Raw genomic sequence first — 21,218 nt, 5'->3', positions numbered from 1 at the left:
TGCACTGGCACACGAGAATCAGGTCCCAAGAGAAACAATAGCCCCCTATGCGCGATTTGTACCAGCGCCTCGCGGTTTCCCCCGAGGCCAATGAACAAGAAATAAGCCAAGCCGTTGCTAGCTGCCAGCATAGCGCGCTACGTCAGGATGCCGAGGCGGTGTTCACGGTTGCCGAACGCCGCGAAGCCTACGACACGCTGCACGTCACCGTAAGCGATATCGGCAAACTACGAGCGCGTCTGGGACTCAGCCACGGCGCCCACTGGCAGGGCGATGTCGCCAACGACTTTTCGCTACCGCCGGATCACATCATTTCCCGTCACGACGAACTGGTCGACCGCGTTAGCCACGCGGTCTCGCTGTATAACCGCTGGCGTCGTTTACGCGGGCCATGGCTACTCATCGCCGTATTCGCCGCCGGTGCTGGTATAGGTATCGCCCTGGGGCTTGCCCTGTGCCTGGGGCTTTTGCCGATGTGATGCTGCACGATTAGACGTCTTATCATGCTTGCGCGTCTGCTCATCCTGGCGAATCTCGGCTTTTGTCGGGCGTGGTGCGGGCTTCGGCGGTGCAGGTTTCTTATGATCTTCGGGGGGTGATTCACCGGCTTGCGTCGACTCTCCCTTGCCCTGCTCATTCTTAGAAGAGCCATTTTCTTGCACGGTTTGTTCTTGCGAGCCCTCTTCTAAAGAGAATGAAGTGCCCGCAGTGGCCTCCATGCGGTCTTCGGCACGCGCTTCCATACTGACACTAAGACGCGGCACGCCCAGGTCAATCTCTTGAGCTTCCATACGCTGCTTCAGCAACAGGTTAAACGCCCGCGAGACATCCCACTGCATCTCCGGCGCGGTGCGAAAGCGCATGCGTAAAATAGGGCAGCCATCTTCAAAGCCCTGGATGCCCTGCATTTCCAGCGGCGACCAGATGTAGTGGCGCATCATCGGGTCGCGGCGCAGCTCCTGGGCGGTCTCCTGCATCAGCGTAATGGCATCGTCAATTTTCATATCGAAGGGAATGCGGATACGCATCAGCGCGATGCCGAACTGGCGCGACATATTATGAATCGATTCAATCCGGCTGAAGGTGATGATATGCACAATTCCGTCCAAATCGCGCAGCCGCACCGTACGCAACGTCAGACCTTCAACGGTACCGGTATGGCTATTGATCTGTACGAAGTCATCAACCGCCAGGGAATCTTCGATCAAAATAAAGATACCGGTAATTAAATCCTGCACCAGTGTTTGGGCACCAAAACCAATCGCCAAACCGATCACACCGGCACCGGCCAGCAGCGGTGTCACGTTGACACCCAAATTAGCCAACCCGGCGATAACGGCAATAATTAGAATGGTGACGAAGATGACGTTGCGGATCATTGGCGTGATGGTTTGCGCCCGGGCCTGATTGACCCGCCGCCCCCGCGAGCGCGCCGACGACGTCAGCGCCCGCTGAATGGCGGTATCGGCAAATATCCAGACTAGCCACGCCAGGAGCACGGTGGCACCCAGGCTCACCAGCGCTTGGCCAATCCGCGCGCTGGCCACGGCCTGCTGGCCTAGCCCAAAGAACGAACTGCCCCACACCTGCATCGAGAGCTCAGCAAACACCATCCACGAACAAATATGTGCCAACACAAAGCCGAAGCGCTCTAACCGTTTACGGTACTGGCTTTGGCGGTGTCGATGACGACGCTTGCCCATCCGCTCAGACTGCCTGCGCAACAGCCCAGTGACCACCAGCGTTAGCACCAACAGGCTAGCGGAAATAATCGAGCGAGCCAGGGCAGTCCCCACATCGCCGACGGTGATAAAAATTGCCAGCAGCGAACCACTCACCAGCAGTAGCGCGGGTATGTGCCATAGCCCCCCCAAAGAGCGAATCATCTCAACGGCCGTATTCGCATCCCGGCGCTGCTTGTATGGCCGATTGCAAATCAGGTGGCGCACGGGACGCTTGAATTTAAGAATAAATCGCGCTGCGAGTAACGCCGCAAGCATATTGGAGAGAACAGAGACAAGGCTCGACAGTTCGCTACCCAGCATTTCAACTAGACGCGAGGAGTTGACCGCATCACCCAGCGCAATCAAGGCCCCGATTACAAACAGGCCGCGAAGGGCGTGCTGCTGAAGCAGTTGAACCGCGGTAAAACGGTGGCCACGGCTAAAGAACGCGATGACCGTCTCAAACACTACTGAGAGCGCGCGGCCACATAAACAGATATAGGCCACCACCAGCACCAGCGTTCGCCCAGGGCTATCGGGCAGCACCTGACCGATCCCTAAGGTAATGGCAAACGACAGCGCCCAAGGCAGCATGCGGCGTAAAAAGTGCACTGCTAACAACCAGCCCTTCGGATCCCGGGGCAGATCCAGTGGCCACTCACGCCGGGTTGCCAGCATGCGCCCAAAGGCAATCATCATCACCAGCAGCACGATCCATAACAGGGCGAGCACGGTTCCTTCAACAACGGCTCGCATCGCCTCACCCTGGTCCGCATCATCGTTAAGCGCGCGCAAATCCTCCGCACCTTGAACGAGCTGGCGTGACCACTGATCAACCGGTGAGTCTCCCGATTGGGCCTGATCGCCAAGGTCGCTCAAGGTGTCGGCGAGCGCACCCAGCAGCCCTTGGTGCACCACACCCTCATCCTCACCGGCCGCATCTGCAGCGACCTGCAGCTCGCGTAGCGATTTGAGCAGTTCGGTGCGCCGCTCTTCATTTTCGAGCATCGTGATGACGTCGGTTAGCGAATTCTGAAACTCTTCGTTGCTAACATCGGCCGTTTGCTCTTCGGAACCGCTGCTCAGCCCGGGCAGCGACACCGTTTGCGCCTGGGCCTGGGTTATTGCCATGCTTGTCACGGCTAGGCCTGCCAACACATAAAAGCAAAAGCCTATTACCGAATTGATTAACCAGTGCTGTCGCACGCCCTACTCCTGAAAATTAGCGTTGATGGCGCCTTGCTTATCGTGTGCCGCCGCTATGGCTTACTGAACCCAGTAATACGCTCAGTCTCAATGCGTGACTATGATAGGCTGGAGACTTAAACGTTCACCTCAAGGATGCCGAGATGACGCTACAAGCTCCACCTAAGCGCATAAACAGCCACGGGGAAATCCGGCAAGTTGGCGTCGAAATTGAATTCGCTGGCCTGCCGCCCCGAGACACAGCGATGATCGTACGTGAGCTGTTTGGCGGGGAGCTTAACGTGGTAAGCCCCCATCGGCTACTAGTAGAAGATACCCGTTGGGGTGAATTTGGTATCGAGCTCGACACCCAGTATGCACATCCCGACAAATCACTGGTCGACGACCCTCACGCTGAAGACAGCGAATGGGCGCGCCATCAGCACCAGCGGCGGGTCGAGTTTCATCAAAAAACCCGCGAATTGATTGGTGATATGGTCACCGGCCTGGTGCCTACTGAAATCGTTTGCCCTCCGATACCTTGGAATGAACTGGAAGATTTAGACGCGCTGTTCGAGGCTCTGCGTGAACACGGCGCCAAGGGCACCGATGCCAGCCTGCTGTATGGGTTTGGTTTACACCTAAACCCTGAAGTGGAGCGTTTCGACGTTGACTACTTACTCGCTATGCTGCGCGCTTACCTACTGCTGGCTGGCTGGTTGCGTGACGAAATCAAAGTCGATATTACCCGCGAGATGCTGCCCCATGCCAATCCATTTCACAAAGCCTACGCGCTAAAAGTACTGGATAGCCGCTATAAGCCTGACCTTGACACGCTAATTGACGACTACCTGCACCACAACCCGACGCGCAACCGCGAGCTGGATTTGCTACCGTTATTTGCCTACCTGCGCCCCGACCACCCCAATGAATTGCTGCATACCCAACTTACCAAGCCGCGCCCTACCTTTCACTATCGCCTACCTAACGCCCAGCTTTCGCAGCCAGGGTGGGGCTCTGTGACCGAGTGGAATCGCTGGGTGGAAGTTGAGAAACTTGCCGCCAATTCTGAGGTTTTGCTCGCTCGTTGCGCTGAGTATATCGCCGACCATAACCGACCGATGCTGATCCGCATAAAAGAGAAACTGTTTCGTTGGCTTCGTCGTAAGCGCTAGCGTTTTTACCGCACCTCGTTTTGCATTTTTTCATTTCCTGTCACAGTGAGTAACTATCCGCATGACTCGGCCGCTTATCGGAATTACTACCTCTGACCAAAAAAGCCACCTGGCATGGTGGTTTGATTGGTTTGCCGTCTGGCGGCACGGCGGAAAACCGCTGCGGCTATCGCCTTCTCGGCCACAGCCGGAAAGTCTTGATGGTTTAATTATTGGCGGCGGCGACGATATTCAGGCCCACCTTTACGGTGGCGAAGTCCAGTTGGATGTACGACTTGACCCTGCACGGGATGAGCTGGAACTGGCCCTACTTGAACGTTTTATACCGCTGCATACACCGGTGCTGGGTATTTGCCGGGGGGCACAATTAATCAACGTACATCTTGGCGGCACTCTGGACCCGGATATCTACACCACCCATGAAGGGATAAAACGGCGCCGCACCGTACTACCGCGCAAAACCGTTGATATAGTAGGAGCAAGCAAGCTGCATCGCCTGCTAGGGGTCACCTGGTGCCGAGTTAATAGCCTGCATCACCAAGCTGTTTATCAGACGGGCAGAGGCATTGAAATCGTCGCCCGCGACAGGGATGGTTTGGTGCAGGGCATTGAATCGCGGGAGCACGACTTTTTGATTGGCGTGCAGTGGCACCCAGAGTGGCTAATTTTCAACCGCCCCCAGCAGCGCTTGATTCGCGCCCTGGTGGCGGCTTCACAACGTCACGCTAGAAAATCAGTTCAAAACCGCTAAGGCAGCCTCGTAATCAGGCTCGTTTTTCAGCTCGCTTACCAGCTCGCTATGCAGCACGCGGTTATCGGCATCCAGTACCACTACGGCACGGGCGCATAGGCCTTCCATTGGGTTGTTGCACAGCGCCACGCCCCAGGCTTCGCGAAACTCGGGATGACGGAAAGTAGATAGCGTTTCGACGTTATCCAGTCCTTCCGCGCCACAAAAGCGTTTTGCCGCAAAGGGTAAATCCGCTGAAACGACCAATACCACGGTGTCCGCAAGGTTAGACGCCAGCTCGTTAAAGCGACGCGTAGACATAGCGCAGGTGGGTGTATCCACACTGGGAATGATATTGAGCACTTTACGCTTGCCTGCATACGTATCAAGCGTTACGTCTTGCAGATCGGTGTTGGTCAGCGTCATCGCAGGTGCCGCCTGCCCTTTTGCAGGCAGTGTACCAGCCACATCCAGCGGTTCGCCTGCACGGGTAATCTGTTGCATTATCTACTCCTTATGACGTTAATAATTAATGCATTCTTACCATTTAAGAAGCCATGGTAGGCTATCTTCACGCCTTTACGCGCTTCCTGAAAGACCTTTGTTCAACGTTTGCATTTCATCATACAGAGAGAGCCATATGGCCTGTGTATTGATCGTTAAAACCGGCGACGCTTTTCCGGAAGTTGTCGACCAACACGGTGATTTTGAAACGCTATTTATAAAGCAACTTAGCACTGCCCTGCCAGCACATTTGGAGCTACAGGTATGGGATGCACCCCGCCAACCCATTGCCCCTGACCTTGATGCAGTGGCAGGCATTGTGATTACTGGCTCACACAGTATGGTCAGCGAAGCCGAACCCTGGAGCGAAGCGCTTAAACCGTGGCTGCAAGAGGCACTGGCTAACGACACGCCGATGCTTGGCGTTTGCTATGGCCACCAGTTAATGGCCGCCGCGTTTGGTGGCGTGAGCGACTACCATCCCGCGGGCCGTGAATCAGGCACACGCACCGTGCGGCTAACCCAAGCAGGTCAGCAAGACCCCCTGTTTAGCCAGCTGCCGGCGAGCTTTGCCGCTCACCTGACCCATGCCCAGTCGGTGATGCAAGCGCCTCTTGATTGCACGGTGTTAGCCCATAACAGCCACGACGCCCACCAGGCGCTGCGGTACGGGCCGCGCCAGTGGAGCGTACAGTTTCACCCCGAGTTTACGGCGCCAGTGATGCGTGCCTACCTTGAACGCCAACGCGCCGCTCTACGCGACCAGGGCGAAGAGCCCGACACCCTGCTGGCGAACATTGCTGACTGTCAAGAAGCCTCCAGCCTGCTGCGGCGCTTTTTGGCGTTTGTATAGCCCTTAGCAAAAGCGCTTTGCAAACGCCGACTACCTCAGCTGATCGCGCCGCGAAGCCAATCGATCCGCCAGCCGTGTAGGCTCAGGCAGTTTGGTACGCCCTAAGCAGCGCAACACCCAGGTCAGCGAAGTTTCTAAAGTGATTCGGTGCCCAGGTGATACGTACACGGGTTTGACCTTGGTGCGGGAGCGCAAAACGGCACCTATGGTTTCCTGCCCTGCGTAGAGCGGCACCCAGTCGCCACGCTGCTCGCCCACCTCCTCGTGCTGGCCATATAGGCGTGACTTGGCAATACCGATGGTGGGCAAATCCAGCCATAATCCTAAGTGAGCCGCCACGCCTAATCGGCGCGGGTGTGCAATCCCCTGGCCATCGACCATCACCAGCTCAGGTATCACGCTGAGTTTTTCAAATGCCCCCAGCGCAGCGGGAATTTCTCGAAACGAAAGCAACCCGGGAATATACGGCATGCGGGTGGGCTCACGATGAACCACCTGCTCTACCACCCTGAAATCGGGTGCGGTGGCAGGATCCCATTTCAATACCACCACCGCTGCCCGGGTTATTTCACCGCCCTCTTCGAAGCCAATATCCACCCCGGCGATATGCATTATCGGCGCTAGACGATCAGTAAGCTCTAAGCGCTTTGCCATCCGCGACTGCAGTATCCTCGCCTCTCGCGGAGCCAAATTCCATTCGTGTAGCGGTACGGTCATGGCTTCCTCCCTGAACGTAAACAATCCTGAGAATGATGAATAAGGTAGCAAAAAAACGCCCCCGCACCAGTAAAGGTGCGGGGGCGTTGAGATCTTCTCAGCTGCCGCTTGGCGGCAGCTGATTAATCCTTACGTTGTTGAAGGCTTAGGCGCGTTCGCGACGACGAACCGGCGCATCGCCTTCGTCACGACGACGGCGCGGAGCGCGCTCTGCCGGTGCGCTGTCTTCGCTGATTTCCAGCGGGCGACCGGCTACACGAGCACGGGCCATCTTGGTCAGAATCGTCGAGGGCAAGCCGCTCGGCAATTCGACCACAGAGAAAGCGTTGCGAATATCGATACGACCGATACGCGCGCCTTCAATGCCGCCTTCGTTAGCGAGAGCACCGACTAGTTGGCCAGGCTTGACGCCATCTTTATGACCAACCGATACGCGGTAGCGCGTCATGCCTTCAGTCGGCGCGCCAGTGCGTTCGCGACGAGCACCCGGCTTACCGCCAGAGGCGCCATCGCGCGTGGGCTTCTCTTTGCGCGGCGCTTGTAGGCGACCGATCGGCGCTTCGTCAGCGCGGGCCATCGCGGCAAACGCACAGGTCAGCTCGATCGGATCATGGCCTTCTTCGATCAGGCGCTCAATCAAAGCACGCTGCTCTTCTGCGCCTTTGGTTAAGGAGGCGATAACACGCTCATGGAAGACTTCATCGCGGTGGGCGCGAATAGCACTTTCGTCAGGCAGTGGCATTTCGGTCATTTTCTGACCAGTCGCCTGCTCCATCCAGCCGACTTTGCGGCCTTCACGGAAACCGGCGAAGGTAATCGCGATACCGCTACGACCCGCACGACCGGTACGACCGATACGGTGCGTGTAAGCTTCTGCATCCTGAGGCAGATCGTAGTTGATAACGTGAGTGATGCGCGACACGTCAAGACCACGGGCAGCTACATCGGTAGCGATCAGCACGTCGACTTTGCCGCGCTTCAAGCGTGTAATAGTGCGCTCACGCAGGCTCTGATCAAGATCACCCGATAGGCCAGCGGCGTTAACGCCACGAGCAGTCAACTGCTCAACGAGCGTGGTACAAGCTGCACGGGTACGCACAAAGACGATGGCCCCATCAACCGGCTCGACTTCAAGAATGCGCGAAAGCGCTTCAAGCTTAGCGCCACCGTCAACGCGGACAATGCGCTGTTCGATGTTTTCGCCGGTCGTGGTGCCCGACTCAATCGCAACTTTCACAGGGTTAACCAAGTAACGGTTAACGATGCGCTCAATTTCCGTCGGCAGTGTCGCCGAGAAGAACACACGCTGAGCATCTTTCGGGGTATCGGCAACCACGCGTTTTACGTCGTCGATAAAGCCCATGCGCAGCATTTCATCAGCTTCGTCCAGCACTAAGGCGGAGAGGCCATCAAGCTTCAGGCTACCGCGGTCCAGGTGGTCGATAATCCGGCCTGGGGTACCAACAACCACCTGCGCGCCACGCTTAAGGGCGCCCAGCTGTTCACGGTACTCTTGGCCACCACATAGGGTCGCCACTTCGAGACCTTTGAGGTTTTGGCCATACTTACTAAACGAGGCAGCTACCTGCTGAGCCAATTCGCGGGTTGGCGCCATCACCAACACTTGCGGCTCGCGGCGAGTCAGTTCTAAACGTGACAGTAACGGTAATGCAAACGCTGCAGTTTTGCCGGTACCCGTCTGGGCCTGGCCCAGCATATCGCGGCCTTCAAGCAGCGCAGGGATGGTTTGCGCTTGAATCGGCGAGGGAACTAGGTAGCCCTGTGATTCAACAGCAGACAGAACGGCAGGCAAAAGAGCCAGATCGCCGAAGCTCGGCGAGGCGACAGAAGTCGAGGTCATTAATCACACCTTGGTAGGCCGGTAAGCACCGGCAAAAAACATCATAAGCGTCTCTGACTCAGTCAGCGCATAACGACATAAAGTATGGTCGTTATCGATAACAGGCACCGCCGTAGCGGTCAAAGCCATCAATGGAGTCGGAGACGCCGGTCGCACCTAGCATCCGGTTGGCAAACACCGCGTTAGCGGGCCAATCGTTGTGGCGACCTTCTGCGCCGATTTCACCCGTGTGGTGAAATACTGGAGGCGCGCCATCTTCACAGCAATGAACATCTAGCAAATGGCGAGATGTTCCCGCAAGCGCTACTACGAATAACTACGTAGGAGGACGCTTATCGTCATGATGGAGGGGTCAACACATGCGAGGAGGACGCATCCTACCACTGCATTTCACCTCTTACCAGCACTTTTAACTTACACCACATTGGATCAAGTACTTGCACTCATGCAAATATGGTCTAACCTATGAAATGCCTAATTAAGTTCACTATTCTCAAGGAGCGATGCAATGAACTGGGATCAAATTGAAGGCAAATGGAAAGAGATGAAGGGTAAAGCCCGTTCTAGCTGGGGCGAGCTGACTGACGACGAACTGGATCAGATCGGCGGTAAGAAAGATCAACTGGTGGGCAAGCTTCAGCAGAAGTACGGTCTTGAGCGCGAAGAAGCAGAGCGCCAAGCAGACGACTGGGCTGATAAACAGTAATACTCTTACTGCACCCTCTAATTACACCATTTCCGTTTTGGTAGGTCGGTTTCTTAGCAACATAATGTATCGAAGGTTCTTGTCACGTTACCCCTTCAATACCTGCAGCCATATCGACTTACTATCTATCGTAGCCACATGGAGAGATGCTATGCGTAAGACAATCCTGACAACCGCGATCGGTACTGCCCTACTGGGAAGTTTTGCTATGGGTGCACATGCGTCCAACGAGCCTCAGGGCATGTATTCTGCCGATGATATTCTCGATGCAGAAGTCTATTTTGCCGGTGGTTCCGGTGAAGAGATTGGCGATGTTGACGACATCCTGTTTGATGAAGAGATGCGTATTACCGCGATTGTGATCGAAAGTGGTTCAGTACTTGGCTTAGGCGGTCGCGAGATCGTTGTTGATACCGATTACTTCACCCTCGAAACCGAAACGGAAGCCGATGGTGACACAGAACATCGCATAATGGTCGAAGCCAGCCAGGAAGAAGTAGAAGCCTTCCCTGCTTATAATAACGAGTGGTGGGAGCAGACCAAAGCTAACGCTCGCGATGCCTGGGAAACGACCCAAGAAGGGGCTGAAAGCGCTTGGCAGCGTACCCGTGAAGCGTTAGATATCGATGATAATGGTTAACGTCTACTCGCTGCGTTTTGCCGAAACGTAACGTCAGAAAAAAGGGCCGCCCCATTGGGGTGGCCCTTTTTGATGGGAACCGCATGGCGGTACGCAAACTGGTTACGCCACATCTCTATTTACACCGCACACCTTTGCCCGTTAAACGCTCCCGGTCATGAGGCTGATCAAACTCGAGCAACGGCCCGGCAGGCACGATACGCGTAGGGTTAATCGTGTCGTGGCTATAATAGTAGTGGCGTTTGATGTGATCCATATTGACGGTCTCTGCCACCCCTGGCCACTGATAGATTTCCCTCACGTAATTGGCAAGGTTAGGATAATCCTCAATTCGCTTAAAATTGCATTTGAAATGGCCGTAGTAAACCGCATCAAAACGAATCAGCGTCGTAAACAGACGAATATCTGCTTCGGTTAACCACTCCCCGGCTAGGTAACGATGTTCGGCCAAACGCGCTTCCATGCGCTCTAGGGCGTCAAAAAGTGCCTTTACGTGCTTCTCATAGACCGCCTGCTCGGTGGCAAAGCCTGATTTATAAACACCGTTATTGATATGGTCGTAAACATCGGCGTTTACGTCATCAATGACGCCACGCAGGTCTTCTGGGTAAAAATCCAAGTCGTTGCCGGTCAACTCATCAAACGCATGGTTAAACATGCGCAGCAGATCCGCGGATTCATTATTAATGATGGCGCTGCGCTGTTTGTCCCATAACACAGGCACGGTCACTCGACCGGTATAGTTTGGGTCGGTCATGGTATACAGCTGGTGATGAAAGTCGACGCCATTAATGGGGTCGCCACTGGCTCCTTCTTCCTGGCGGTACGTCCAGCCTTGGTCGAGCATTAAGGGGCTAACATGGGACGTGCCGATCAACGGCTCCAGCCCTTTCAGTTTGCGCATAATCAGCGTGCGATGCGCCCAGGGGCAGGCGAGGGAGACATATAAATGGTAACGCTCTTTTTCCGCTGGGTAGCAGTCACCGTCTGTTTCTGGCTGGTCACCCACCCAGTCGCGTAACTGAGCGGATTCACGGACAAACTCACCGCCGTGTTTTTTGGTGTCATACCACTGATCTTGCCATTCGCCGTTTACAAGTAGTCCCACGGGGCGTCTCCTGAAAAGTCTTTTGAGTTCTTAACTATCGCGTTACTTTTTTCAGCATACGCCCGCTTGAGGGAGGCTCAAGCGGATGTTTTACAGCCTTTCATTCGAGTAAGTCGAATCATGCAGCGCACATTCGCTTACCACGGCCTGTTTCAGTGCAGCGGCCATTGCGTGGGCCGCAGGCCCTGCCCGATCCCGGTCGCGAAAAATCATCTGAATCGGCACTTCACGAATACCGCCCGCGGGGAGCGGCAGCGGCTTTAATTGTCCGCTGTTTAACTCCTCTGTAATACGTGTCTCCGGCATCCAGGCAAAGCCCAGGCCTCGCCTTAGCATATCCAGTGAGGTATTAAGATGGCTGACGGTCCAGCGCTGCTCAGCTTTTAACCAGCCAGCGTTGGTTGATTGTCGCAGCGCTGAATCACGCACCACCAACTGACGATGCTGGGCCAAATCGCGCAGATCCAACGAGCGACCCAACTGATGCAGCGCATGATGGGGATGTGCCACCGCAACAAAACGCACGTTTACCAACGGTTCGCCCAAGAAACCCTGTGCCTCAATGCCGGAAACCACCAAGTCTGCGCGGCCATCGTAGAGCATTTCAATGCCGCCATTGAGCACACTCTCGTGTAACTGAACGCGCACCTGGGGATACGTTTCCGAGAAGCGTTCTAACGCTTTGGCTTGAGCTGCAGCAGGGAACACCTGATCGATCGCTACCACTACTTCCGCTTCTAAACCAGCAGCTAGCCGGGTGGCGACATCTTCAAGTGACGCCGCGCTCTCTATTAACTGCCGTGCGCGCCGAAGCAGCAGCTCGCCAGCTTCAGTTAACCGCACTTGTCGACCAATAGGCTCTAGCACCTGGACGCCTAATTGCTCTTCTAACTTATGCACGGCATGATTTAGCGTGGAAGGGCTTTTATGTACAGCTTCTGCCGCACGCGCAAATCCACCGTGGTCAACCACGGCAGCCAACATTTGCCATTGTGAAAGTGTTACCCGGGACATTTCGATTTCCTCAACGCAATACAGCGAAACAATGCGCTTAATATTCGAAAAAACATGGCTAGAATGCCAGGAAACAGCCAACACTTCCGCTTATGCTTGTAAAAGAACTGAAAATGGCCGCTAACAGCAGGCAAAAAAGTGTTCTGTGCTTGGCGAGCAACCTAACGCTCCACATTTATTATATTTCGACCTTAAAAAAGTTAATTTTTGTCCATGTTTAACTCAGGTTATTTAGTTAGCTTTCTTTATTGATTACATTTGTTAGCAAACGGTGTTTATAAATAGTAATCTCTAGCTATTATTGTCATTTTTGTATTAAATTATGCTTTATGTATAGATATACAGTCTATGCACTCATGCTTTCATGGGGTATGGTTTCTGAGTTTATTCACTTTATAGTTATTATTAATCACGAACTCGGCGGCCTATTTTCCCATGTTGCGAATCCTTCATTCGCTGCCCCGCACGCATAAATTATTACTTTTACCCGTGGCCACAATGGTCACTGTGCTGGGCACACAAAAATTACTGACGACATATCAAGATTTAAATCAATCACATACACCACTCGAAAGCGTGCTGGTACCGCTTCCGAGTGACTCTACTCCGGGCGTTCCTTCCCTGCGTCAAGAACGAACACCCGTCGCAGATGCGATCGACCGCGCCTCACGCGCCCTCGACGCCACCCGCGAGAATATCCCCCTCAGTGAGCTCACAGTAACCGAGATCATTGATCTTGACGTCATTGGCAGTGCAGAAGCCGGCACGGCGAATCAACCAGTCCTAAGTAGTGATGTCACTGTGTTGAATGCCGCATCACTCGATGCACCAACGTTGAATACTCCAGCGCTGGGCAGCAACTCCCTTGACGATGGCGCACTACATATTGCGATTGTGCTGGGCACGCTAGCCAGTGGCATGCTGGATGCAGATAACACTTCTTCTGTTGAAATAGCTGACGCTACCTCTTACGAGGATTACGGCGTTGATCTATTTGGCGACATATCGTTCCTGGAGTTAGAGCTGGCGGCAGAAGAGCCGTTCGTGCCTGAATGGAAAACACACATTGTTGAATCTGGCGAAACTTTCGCCGTACTGGCACAGAATGATCTAGGTCTTGGCTATAGTGAAGTGATGACCCTGCTTGAAGATTTACCCGATCAGCGCATGCTAACGAATTGGCGCGCAGGTCACAGCTTTGATTATCAGTTGGATGAAGATGGGCGTTTGTTATCACTGCGGATGATGAAGAATACCCGCGATGGCATAATGGTAGAGAAAGATGCAGACCATTTCGCCATCACTACTATTGAACGTCAGGGCGAACCTGTTCAGCGCCTCTATGCAGGTAGCGTCAGCGGTAGTTTTGCTCGTTCCGCACAGTCGACAGGCTTGGACAGCGGCTCAGTAACCGAACTGACGAAGCTACTTGAAAAGAAGCTTGATTTTCGGCGCGACAGTCGCCGCGGTGACCGCTTCCAGGTGCTGGTTGAGTCAGACATGATCGATGGGGAAACGCTTGATTCTCGCGTATTAGCGGTTCACTACGACGGCGAACGCATGGACTTAACCGTTGTGCGTAATGCCAGCGACGATAATTTCTACACGCCTGAGGGCGGCAGCTTAGACCCCGCTTTTTCCCGCCACCCGTTTGATGGCAGCTACCGCCTAAGCTCCAACTTTAACCCACGGCGTAAGCACCCAGTCACTGGCCGTGTTAGCCCGCATAATGGTACCGACTTTGCCATGCCCATTGGCACGCCGGTCACGGCTCCCGCCAATGGTGTTGTCGAGCGCGTGAGCAACCATCACGCAGCAGGACGCTATATTGTCGTACGTCACGACAATGGCTACCGCACTCGCTACCTGCACCTCTCCCGCCAGCTGGTTAAACAAGGTCAACGGGTAACGATGGGTGAGCGTATTGCACTATCAGGCAATACCGGCCGTAGCACCGGCCCTCACCTGCACTATGAAGTCATCGTCAACAACTCGCCGGTTAATGCGATGACCGTTCCCCTGCCTGAAAACACTAGCTTGAGCGGCGACACGCTGATTGCGTTCCAGACCCAGGCAGCGCCTATGTTAGCGGCGATGGAAAGCGGCGAAACAGGGCCGGTTAGCGTGGCGAACTACCAACGGGAAAGCGACGAATAACGATTCGGCTCAATTCGCTGTTTAATGCAAAACACCGCCATTTTTGGCGGTGTTTTGCGTTGGCTTGCGCTATCTCAATACCTAGACCGAAAGCCGCAATGCAGCCAGTAACGTTGCATCACGACGGTAGATATCAGGCCTAAACTCCACTTCACCATCGGCATTCGGCCATGCAGTTAAATAATGCAGCGCAATGGGAATGCGCTGGGATAAACTCACATTATGATCACTCCCACCCTTTAACAGCGAACTCATTTGATAACGACTGCCAGTATCTTGCAGCAGCATTTGCGCTAGCTCAGCAACACCTTCAACCCGAATACAGCCTGAACTGAGTGCACGCTGATCGCGCTGGAATAAACCCCGTGCGGGAGTGTCATGCAAATAGATCATGTCATCGTTGGGAAACCGTACCACAACGCGACCTAGCGGATTACCCGCCCCCGCCACTTGGCGCAACATAACGCTGCCAGGGCGCTGCCAGTCGATCTCTTCTGCAGCAAGCGGTTCGCCCATGGGGCTAATCACCTGGATATTTTTACGCACCAAGTAGTCGATATCGGCAAGCACCTGGGGCAACACATCCTCACGCATAATCGTTGGCGGGATTGTCCAGGAGGGGTTGATGGTTAAATGGCTGATCGTAGAGTGAATAATCGGCGTCTCACGAGTCGGCCTCCCTACCACCACACGGGCATCCCAGTGCTGGCCGTTCGGGCGTACGTAGTGCATCCGGTAGCCTGCAATGTCGACCCATACCCGTGGCTCAGCAGACTGCATCGGACGGATCCACCGAGCGCGCTCTAAATTGACACGCAACTGATCGATTCTAGACGCCACAGAGGTGTTCAACGCCAGGCGAGTTTGTTCGCCCACCACGCCATCTTCCTGCAGCAAATGGAGGCGCTGAAAACGCCTCACTGCAGCTTCTAGCGATGCATCAAAGGTGCGCCGATTAGACGCCGCCTGCACACCAATCATTGGATAAGCACTGCTATCAGCCACCTGCAAATCAGCCTCTCCCCACAGCGCTAGACGTTGACGCAACACGCTGACATCGTCGGCCTCATCGCCTGGGCGAAGCGACTCATCCCGCGCCGCTAGGTAGGGCACGCTACCTAAATTAGCCAACTGATAATGCTGCTTCAGGGCGTTGCGCAACTGCTGATATTCAACTGATGAGGGTCGGGCCAACGCGATAGCGTTATCAAGCGTACGGTTATCGACAGCATGCACAACGCGTAACAGTGAGTAGCGTCGCTCTGGGCGTTGCGCATCCCACTGGGGTTCGACATCACGCGGATTTACCTTGCCGCGCTCTACATGATCCAGCGCCAGCAGCAGCGACAGAGTCGCTTTAATATCAAACGATGCCTGGGCGACTTGATCGCTTGCCTGGCTGCGCTGAAAATCATCAATCAGCGTGTCAGCGTGGTAATCTTCGGGTGCCAAGCCGTCGGTTTCCAAGCTATTGAGTGCAGCGACCAATGACTCAACAGTGCTCGCCGACTGCCAGGCGGGTTGACCATCGCGCAGTTGATAAAACTCAGCAACGGGTAGCCGCTGCGCTTCCACGCTGCTTAATTGCTGGGCTAGTGCCTGTTGTAACGGCTCTGAGTCCGCATGCGCATAGCTAGTGCTTAAAGGGCTGTGGGTAAGCGTGAGACATAGAGCGACCCCTATCGCCCATTGTCTTAGTGGCTGTATCTCGTTCATCGCCCTCTCCTTGCGTTACTATAGTCTTTCACATCGCCGACCCTGTTTTTTTATATTAGTTGGCTAATCTTCATAATGACTGATATTGCTCGTAGGATCGAATTTTATGGCTCTTCGTTTAAATGTTGCCACGTTATTATTTTCGCTACCTCTTACATTATTTACATTACCGCTACACGCCGCCAGTTTCTTCGCCCAAGTAGATTCAACGCCCCCACGTGGCGTACTGCCGTTACACCATCAGTTGCAGCAGCTCGCCCCCCAGGCCTCACCCGATGCGCTGCGTTTAGCCGCTCAAGCGCTTAACTGCGCCGAACCCAATGCCGAGCGCCTGGCGGTGATCGATTACTCCTTGCCGTCTACCGAGCCACGCCTGTGGGTATTTGATTTGCGCCAGCATAAACTGCTCTTCGAAGAGCTTGTCTCTCACGGACAAGGTTCCGGCGACGCCCAAGCAGAAACGTTTTCCAATACCCCCGATAGCCATCAATCCAGTATTGGCCTGTTTCGCACTCTGAACAGCTACTATGGGCGCAACGGCTATTCACTGCGCCTGGAGGGCCTTGAACCCAACGTCAACGACTTGGCGTTTGAGCGCGCTATTGTTATCCACGGCGCTGACTATGTAAGCGACGCCTTTATCACCCAAACGGGAAGACTCGGACGCAGTCATGGCTGTCCGGCGGTAAGTGAAGACGTGACTTATCCGCTGATCGACAGCCTAAAAGAGGATCAGTATGTCTTCGCTTATTATCCCGATGCCGAGTGGCTTGCCACCTCAGCATTTCTAGGCTGCACAGCGGAGGCCGCACAGCTTGCCCGGCGCTAATGTCGGGACTTTTAGTCACGGTGAGCGTTAACAATCTCAGTCTCGCAGCTAGTCAGCGGCTCAATTTCGTCATTTACGGCAACTAAATCAGGCGCACGGTGGAACCTTCTGCAATACTTTGTGACAAATTGACACAAGGTATTGCTATCTGCCGTAGGTGCCTCTGCCATGTTCACCTTTATGCACCCTTTTCAAAAAATTCGCCGCCTGGAACAGGAAATCGCCGATTTACGCGTTCAGCTTGAATCTGCTACGCCTTCCCTAAGTTGCCGCTTGTTAAACCAGATGAAACCGGCGCAATCTATCGGCATGTTACAGGCGAGGGGGGCAGATATGCTCGCTGCGCTAAATATCGGCATTCAGGAATACGCCGACCAGCTTGCCGGTGAGCGCTCCACATTAACCGAAACGGCTAATTTAATCGCCGCAGCTGAACAAGCCGTCAATACCCTTGATCAGCGTTGCCTCGACACAGAGCATGTCGAAGCGTTGCCCCCGTTAGTGCTAGCCAAAACCTTACATGCCCTAAACCAATTGCAGGTCGCCCTCTCGCGGAATGCGGGCCATGCCCAAGCGTTAGCGGTTAGCACGGCGCTTGAAACAGCCCATAGCCAAGGCCTACTTGGCAGTGCTGAAACCTCTAGCCAGCAGTCTCCAGGGCTGGCAGCCATTGCCGATGATGTGCACCGCTTAGCGCTAAATATGCATCAATTTAGCCACCAGCTCAGCTTGCTGATGGATCAGGTTAATAGCCAAGTAAGAGAGCACTCCCAAGCCGTGGTGAAAAAGCGTTTGGCCGACGATGAGATCGCCCATGCGGCGCAAACAGCTAAGCAGGCATTGCATCAACTTACTGATCAAACCCTGCACATGCACAAAGTGATTCATCACAGCGCTACTGCGGCATTTTTACACTCTGCTAAGCTTGATCATGCGGTGTGGAAATGCCGGCTTTATAAGCAGCTACTATCTGCCAACACAGATACCCCGTTAGAAGACCATCACCAATGTCGTTTAGGCCGCTGGCATCAGCACGGTGAAGGCTACCAGCGCTACGTTTGCACCGAGGCTTATCGAGCGCTGGCAGCACCGCACCGCCGCATGCACGAAAGCGGCGCTGAAGCGCTTAAATTTGCCCGCTTGGGCGACCGCAATGGGCAACTGGCCGCCTTAGGCGTGATGGAAGAAGCCAGCCAGCAGCTTGCCCTTCAACTGGACAACCTCATGGAACACGCCATATTCGAGGCGCCATACTCACCTAGCCAACACTCACCGCTAGCGGGGGCTCCTTAGAAGCCCCCTAGAAAAAGACAACTACCCGCCTCTGTGTTTATGCCAACCTATTTATTGAAGCCAACCTGTGAGTTAGCCAGCACTTTGAGTGCTTATCGTGGGGCCGCCCGCTAAATAGCCTTTCGTCTTCTTTAGCTGCCTATGCCATGCTGTTTTCACTGTAATCACACTCCTTATCAGTGAGCAACGGGAACAAGCATATGACAAAGGTCAAAAAGCTAGACCTCGCGTTACAAGGCGGCGGCGCTCACGGGGCTTATACCTGGGGCGTCATTGACCGCCTTTTGGCAGATGATCGCATTGAAATTGAGGGTATCAGCGGCACCAGCGCCGGGGCGATGAATGGCGTGGTGATGGCCGATGCGCTTACAAGAGGCGATAAAGAGACCGCGCGGCAAGCGCTACACGATTTTTGGCAGGCGGTGAGCCGTGCAGGTATGGCAAGCCCCATCCGCCGCTCCCCTATGGATATATTGACCGGCAACTGGAGCCTGGATCATTCACCCGGTTTTATTGCGTTGGATCTGTTAAGCCGGGTGGCCTCTCCCTATCAACTCAACCCGCTCAACATTAATCCATTACGCGATATAGTCGCCGAACACATTGATTTCGATAGAGTGAGAAATTGCCAGCAGCTCAAGCTGTTTGTGGCGGCCACTAACGTACGCACGGGCAAACAGCGCGTGTTTCATCGTGAAGAGATGAGCGTTGACGCTGTGATGGCCTCTGCCTGCTTACCTTTTATGTTCCAAGCGGTAGAGATCGACGGCGAAGCGTATTGGGATGGCGGCTATATGGGTAATCCGGTGCTGTTCCCGCTTATGGAGGAGTGCAGCGCGCGGGATATTCTACTAATACAAATTAACCCTATCAGCCGCAGTGAGGTTCCCACCACGGCGTCGGCCATTATGAACCGCCTTAACGAGATCACCTTTAACTCAGCACTGATTAAAGAGATACGCATGATCGCGTTGCTTAAGCACGCGCTGGACGAGCAAGACATTGAAAACTGCTACCAACAGGCTTTGTTCCACCGCATCAGCGGTGAACAGGCGCTAGAAGAGCTCTCTGTCTCCAGCAAATCCAATTCCGAGTGGGCTTTTCTATGCCATTTGTTTGAACAGGGCCAAGCGTCCGCTGAACGCTGGTTAAGCGAACACTTTGATGCCATCGGCAATTACTCCACTCTTGATATAGATGCCGTCTACTTACATGAATAGGTCTACTTACATGAATAATTAGCTATATGAACAACCCGGGCATTAAGCCCTGCTAGCACCAAGATGCCGCAAAACTGGCTATGCATGCCCAATCATGCAGCATAGTCCTCTCCTCTCATTGCTCACATGCACAGCAAAAATAAACTAAGAAACTGATTTTTAGTAACAAATAACCAACTGGCAAACTACCTGCATTACTCCTATCAGTGGTGGTAGGCGTGGACCAGGCCCAACTGGGTACGAGTGCGTCGAACCTGACCTTCAACGATGAAGGCATGTTCTCGTCAATTGTTTGCGTAACGCGCTAACTCGCTTGCGTTGCGTAGCAACCAACTCGTTTTATGCCCCGTGAGGCCATCCCATGGACATACGCAACAAAGCCAACCGTATACGGTTATTTAACTTCTCGACCCCACAGATGCGCGCTTTCCACTTTTCATGGTTCGCGTTTCATATCTGCTTTTTCGGCTGGTTCGGCATCGCCCCTCTTATGGCGATTGTTCGTGAAGACCTCTCCCTGACGCAAACACAAATCGGCAACACGATTATCGCATCAGTAGCGATCACGGTGATTGTGCGTCTTGCGATTGGCGTATTGTGCGATCGTATCGGTCCGCGTAAAACCTATACCGGGCTACTGTTGCTGGGCGCTATACCGGTGATGGGCATTGGCTTGGCCGATAGCTTTGAAACCTTTCTATTGGCGCGCTTAGCCATTGGAGCCATTGGCGCCTCCTTCGTTATTACCCAGTACCATACATCTATGATGTTCGCCCCCAATGTGGTCGGCACCGCCAATGCTACTAGCGCAGGCTGGGGCAACTTGGGCGGCGGTACGACGCAAATTCTAATGCCGCTGATCTTCTCGGGCATGCTGATGTTGGGCGTTAACGAGGCCTTCGGCTGGCGCTTAGCGATGATGGTGCCTGGCGTAGTGATGTTCTTTACCGGTATTGGCTACTGGTTCTTCACCCAGGATGCACCCAACGGCAATTTCAGCGATCTGCGCGCACGCGGCGAACTGCCTGAAGCGTCAGGCGAAAATGGTGCGGCACAAAGCTTTCTAGCCGCCGCCAAGGATATTCGTGTTTGGGCGCTATTTGTTGTTTACGGCCTTTGCTTTGGCGTAGAACTAACGATCAACAATATTGCCGCTATCTACTTCTTCGATAAGTTTGATCTTACCCTGGCTATGGCGGGTCTGATTGCGGGTCTCTTTGGCTTGATGAATATTTTTGCGCGTACCCTGGGGGGTGTTTTCTCGGATCTTTTCGCCAAGCAAGGGGGCTTGAAAGGACGCGTTCGCTGGCTGTTTATTGCCTTGGTTTGCGAAGGCATTGCGCTGGTGGCGTTCTCGCAGATGCACGTATTGAGCCTCGCGATTGGCATCATGCTCGTGTTCAGCCTGTTTGTACAAATGGCGGAAGGTGCTACCTACGGTGTTGTCCCGTTTATCAACAAAAAGGCGCTAGGTGCCGTCGCGGGCATTGTCGGCGCTGGCGGTAACGTGGGGGCGGTAGGCGCAGCGTTTTTGTTCCGCAGCGAAAGCCTGACCTATCAGCAAGGCCTGTTCTATTTAGGCCTTACCGTGCTAGTTCTAGCCTCCTGTGTGTTGCTGGTACGCTTTAGCGATGCTACCGAAGCTGAAGAGGCCAAAGCGTATAGCGATGCAGTAGGTGATGACGTAGGCGCAGGCGCTCTGTCGTTACGCTAAGCGCTTTCCAGTACACTTTTACACTCATACGTAAACTCATACTCCCATACGTTCCTATCCACTCCCATATGC

The 21,218-nt window shown here is 54.1% G+C and carries 19 protein-coding genes; 11 read left to right on the top strand and 8 right to left on the bottom strand.

Annotated features, from left to right (window positions below; genetic code table 11):
• The first annotated feature begins 47 nt into the window (after window positions 1–47).
• Window positions 48–479, top strand: a complete 432-nt coding sequence (locus QEN58_RS04645; RefSeq protein WP_280105992.1) for a hypothetical protein — start codon at window positions 48–50, stop codon at window positions 477–479.
• On the opposite strand, the gene QEN58_RS04640 is transcribed toward QEN58_RS04645, so the two are convergent.
• Window positions 396–2,930, bottom strand: a complete 2,535-nt coding sequence (locus tag QEN58_RS04640) for a mechanosensitive ion channel domain-containing protein (RefSeq protein ID WP_280105991.1) — start codon at window positions 2,928–2,930, stop codon at window positions 396–398. The genes QEN58_RS04645 and QEN58_RS04640 overlap by 84 nt on opposite strands.
• A 143-nt stretch (window positions 2,931–3,073) precedes the next feature.
• Between QEN58_RS04640 and QEN58_RS04635 the strand changes: the two genes are divergently transcribed.
• On the top strand, window positions 3,074–4,084 hold the full coding sequence (locus tag QEN58_RS04635) for an amidoligase family protein (protein ID WP_280105990.1): 1,011 nt from the start codon (window positions 3,074–3,076) through the stop codon (window positions 4,082–4,084).
• A gap of 61 nt (window positions 4,085–4,145) precedes the next feature.
• Window positions 4,146–4,835 carry a gamma-glutamyl-gamma-aminobutyrate hydrolase family protein gene (locus tag QEN58_RS04630; RefSeq protein WP_280105989.1) on the top strand — a complete coding sequence of 230 codons (690 nt, stop codon included), beginning with the start codon at window positions 4,146–4,148 and terminating at the stop codon, window positions 4,833–4,835.
• Here the strand turns inward: QEN58_RS04630 and tpx are convergent.
• Window positions 4,818–5,318 (bottom strand): thiol peroxidase, encoded by a 501-nt coding sequence (gene tpx, locus QEN58_RS04625; protein WP_280105988.1) that lies wholly within the window; start codon window positions 5,316–5,318, stop codon window positions 4,818–4,820. The two genes, QEN58_RS04630 and tpx, sit on opposite strands and share 18 nt — an antisense overlap.
• Before the next feature lie 136 nt (window positions 5,319–5,454).
• Here tpx and QEN58_RS04620 point away from each other — a divergent pair, with 136 nt between their 5' ends.
• Entirely contained in the window at window positions 5,455–6,171 is a 717-nt protein-coding gene (locus tag QEN58_RS04620; protein WP_280105987.1) for a glutamine amidotransferase, read from the top strand.
• A gap of 30 nt (window positions 6,172–6,201) precedes the next feature.
• On the opposite strand, the gene nfi is transcribed toward QEN58_RS04620, so the two are convergent.
• The 3 genes from nfi to QEN58_RS04605 form a co-directional block, all read right to left on the bottom strand.
• Window positions 6,202–6,888, bottom strand: a complete 687-nt coding sequence (gene nfi, locus QEN58_RS04615) for a deoxyribonuclease V (protein WP_280105986.1) — start codon at window positions 6,886–6,888, stop codon at window positions 6,202–6,204.
• Window positions 6,889–7,033: 145 nt separating this feature from the next.
• Window positions 7,034–8,749 (bottom strand): DEAD/DEAH box helicase, encoded by a 1,716-nt coding sequence (locus tag QEN58_RS04610; protein ID WP_280105985.1) that lies wholly within the window; start codon window positions 8,747–8,749, stop codon window positions 7,034–7,036.
• A 91-nt stretch (window positions 8,750–8,840) separates the two neighbouring features.
• Window positions 8,841–9,029, bottom strand: coding sequence for a hypothetical protein (locus QEN58_RS04605; RefSeq protein ID WP_280105984.1), 189 nt, complete (start codon window positions 9,027–9,029; stop codon window positions 8,841–8,843).
• 228 nt (window positions 9,030–9,257) lie between these two features.
• Between QEN58_RS04605 and QEN58_RS04600 the strand changes: the two genes are divergently transcribed.
• Window positions 9,258–9,455 carry a CsbD family protein gene (locus QEN58_RS04600; protein ID WP_027959898.1) on the top strand — a complete coding sequence of 66 codons (198 nt, stop codon included), beginning with the start codon at window positions 9,258–9,260 and terminating at the stop codon, window positions 9,453–9,455.
• Window positions 9,456–9,606: 151 nt separating this feature from the next.
• Window positions 9,607–10,095 (top strand): PRC-barrel domain-containing protein, encoded by a 489-nt coding sequence (locus tag QEN58_RS04595; protein ID WP_280105983.1) that lies wholly within the window; start codon window positions 9,607–9,609, stop codon window positions 10,093–10,095.
• A 115-nt stretch (window positions 10,096–10,210) separates the two neighbouring features.
• On the opposite strand, the gene QEN58_RS04590 is transcribed toward QEN58_RS04595, so the two are convergent.
• A complete protein-coding gene (locus tag QEN58_RS04590) occupies window positions 10,211–11,203 on the bottom strand; it encodes a glutathione S-transferase family protein (protein WP_280105982.1) in 993 nt (330 codons plus the stop codon).
• Between the two features lie 90 nt (window positions 11,204–11,293).
• A complete protein-coding gene (locus QEN58_RS04585) occupies window positions 11,294–12,217 on the bottom strand; it encodes a LysR family transcriptional regulator (protein WP_280105981.1) in 924 nt (307 codons plus the stop codon).
• 435 nt (window positions 12,218–12,652) lie between these two features.
• On the opposite strand from QEN58_RS04585, the gene QEN58_RS04580 reads away from it, so the two are divergent.
• Window positions 12,653–14,374 (top strand): peptidoglycan DD-metalloendopeptidase family protein, encoded by a 1,722-nt coding sequence (locus QEN58_RS04580; RefSeq protein ID WP_280105980.1) that lies wholly within the window; start codon window positions 12,653–12,655, stop codon window positions 14,372–14,374.
• Between the two features lie 81 nt (window positions 14,375–14,455).
• On the opposite strand, the gene QEN58_RS04575 is transcribed toward QEN58_RS04580, so the two are convergent.
• Window positions 14,456–16,090 carry a L,D-transpeptidase family protein gene (locus QEN58_RS04575; protein WP_280105979.1) on the bottom strand — a complete coding sequence of 545 codons (1,635 nt, stop codon included), beginning with the start codon at window positions 16,088–16,090 and terminating at the stop codon, window positions 14,456–14,458.
• A 106-nt stretch (window positions 16,091–16,196) separates the two neighbouring features.
• Here QEN58_RS04575 and QEN58_RS04570 point away from each other — a divergent pair, with 106 nt between their 5' ends.
• From QEN58_RS04570 to QEN58_RS04555, 4 genes are all read left to right on the top strand, one after another.
• Window positions 16,197–16,919 (top strand): murein L,D-transpeptidase catalytic domain family protein, encoded by a 723-nt coding sequence (locus tag QEN58_RS04570; protein ID WP_280105978.1) that lies wholly within the window; start codon window positions 16,197–16,199, stop codon window positions 16,917–16,919.
• 168 nt (window positions 16,920–17,087) lie between these two features.
• Entirely contained in the window at window positions 17,088–18,212 is a 1,125-nt protein-coding gene (locus tag QEN58_RS04565) for a CZB domain-containing protein (protein WP_280105977.1), read from the top strand.
• A 200-nt stretch (window positions 18,213–18,412) separates the two neighbouring features.
• A complete protein-coding gene (locus QEN58_RS04560) occupies window positions 18,413–19,432 on the top strand; it encodes a patatin-like phospholipase family protein (protein ID WP_280105976.1) in 1,020 nt (339 codons plus the stop codon).
• 361 nt (window positions 19,433–19,793) lie between these two features.
• Window positions 19,794–21,146 (top strand): NarK family nitrate/nitrite MFS transporter, encoded by a 1,353-nt coding sequence (locus QEN58_RS04555; protein ID WP_280105975.1) that lies wholly within the window; start codon window positions 19,794–19,796, stop codon window positions 21,144–21,146.
• Window positions 21,147–21,218 lie beyond the last annotated feature (72 nt).

Origin of the sequence: Halomonas alkaliantarctica, assembly GCF_029854215.1 — a bacterium.
Classification (GTDB): domain Bacteria; phylum Pseudomonadota; class Gammaproteobacteria; order Pseudomonadales; family Halomonadaceae; genus Vreelandella; species Vreelandella alkaliantarctica_A.
The sequence above is the reverse complement of the archived record's forward strand: the minus strand, read 5'-3'. Positions and strand labels throughout refer to the sequence as shown.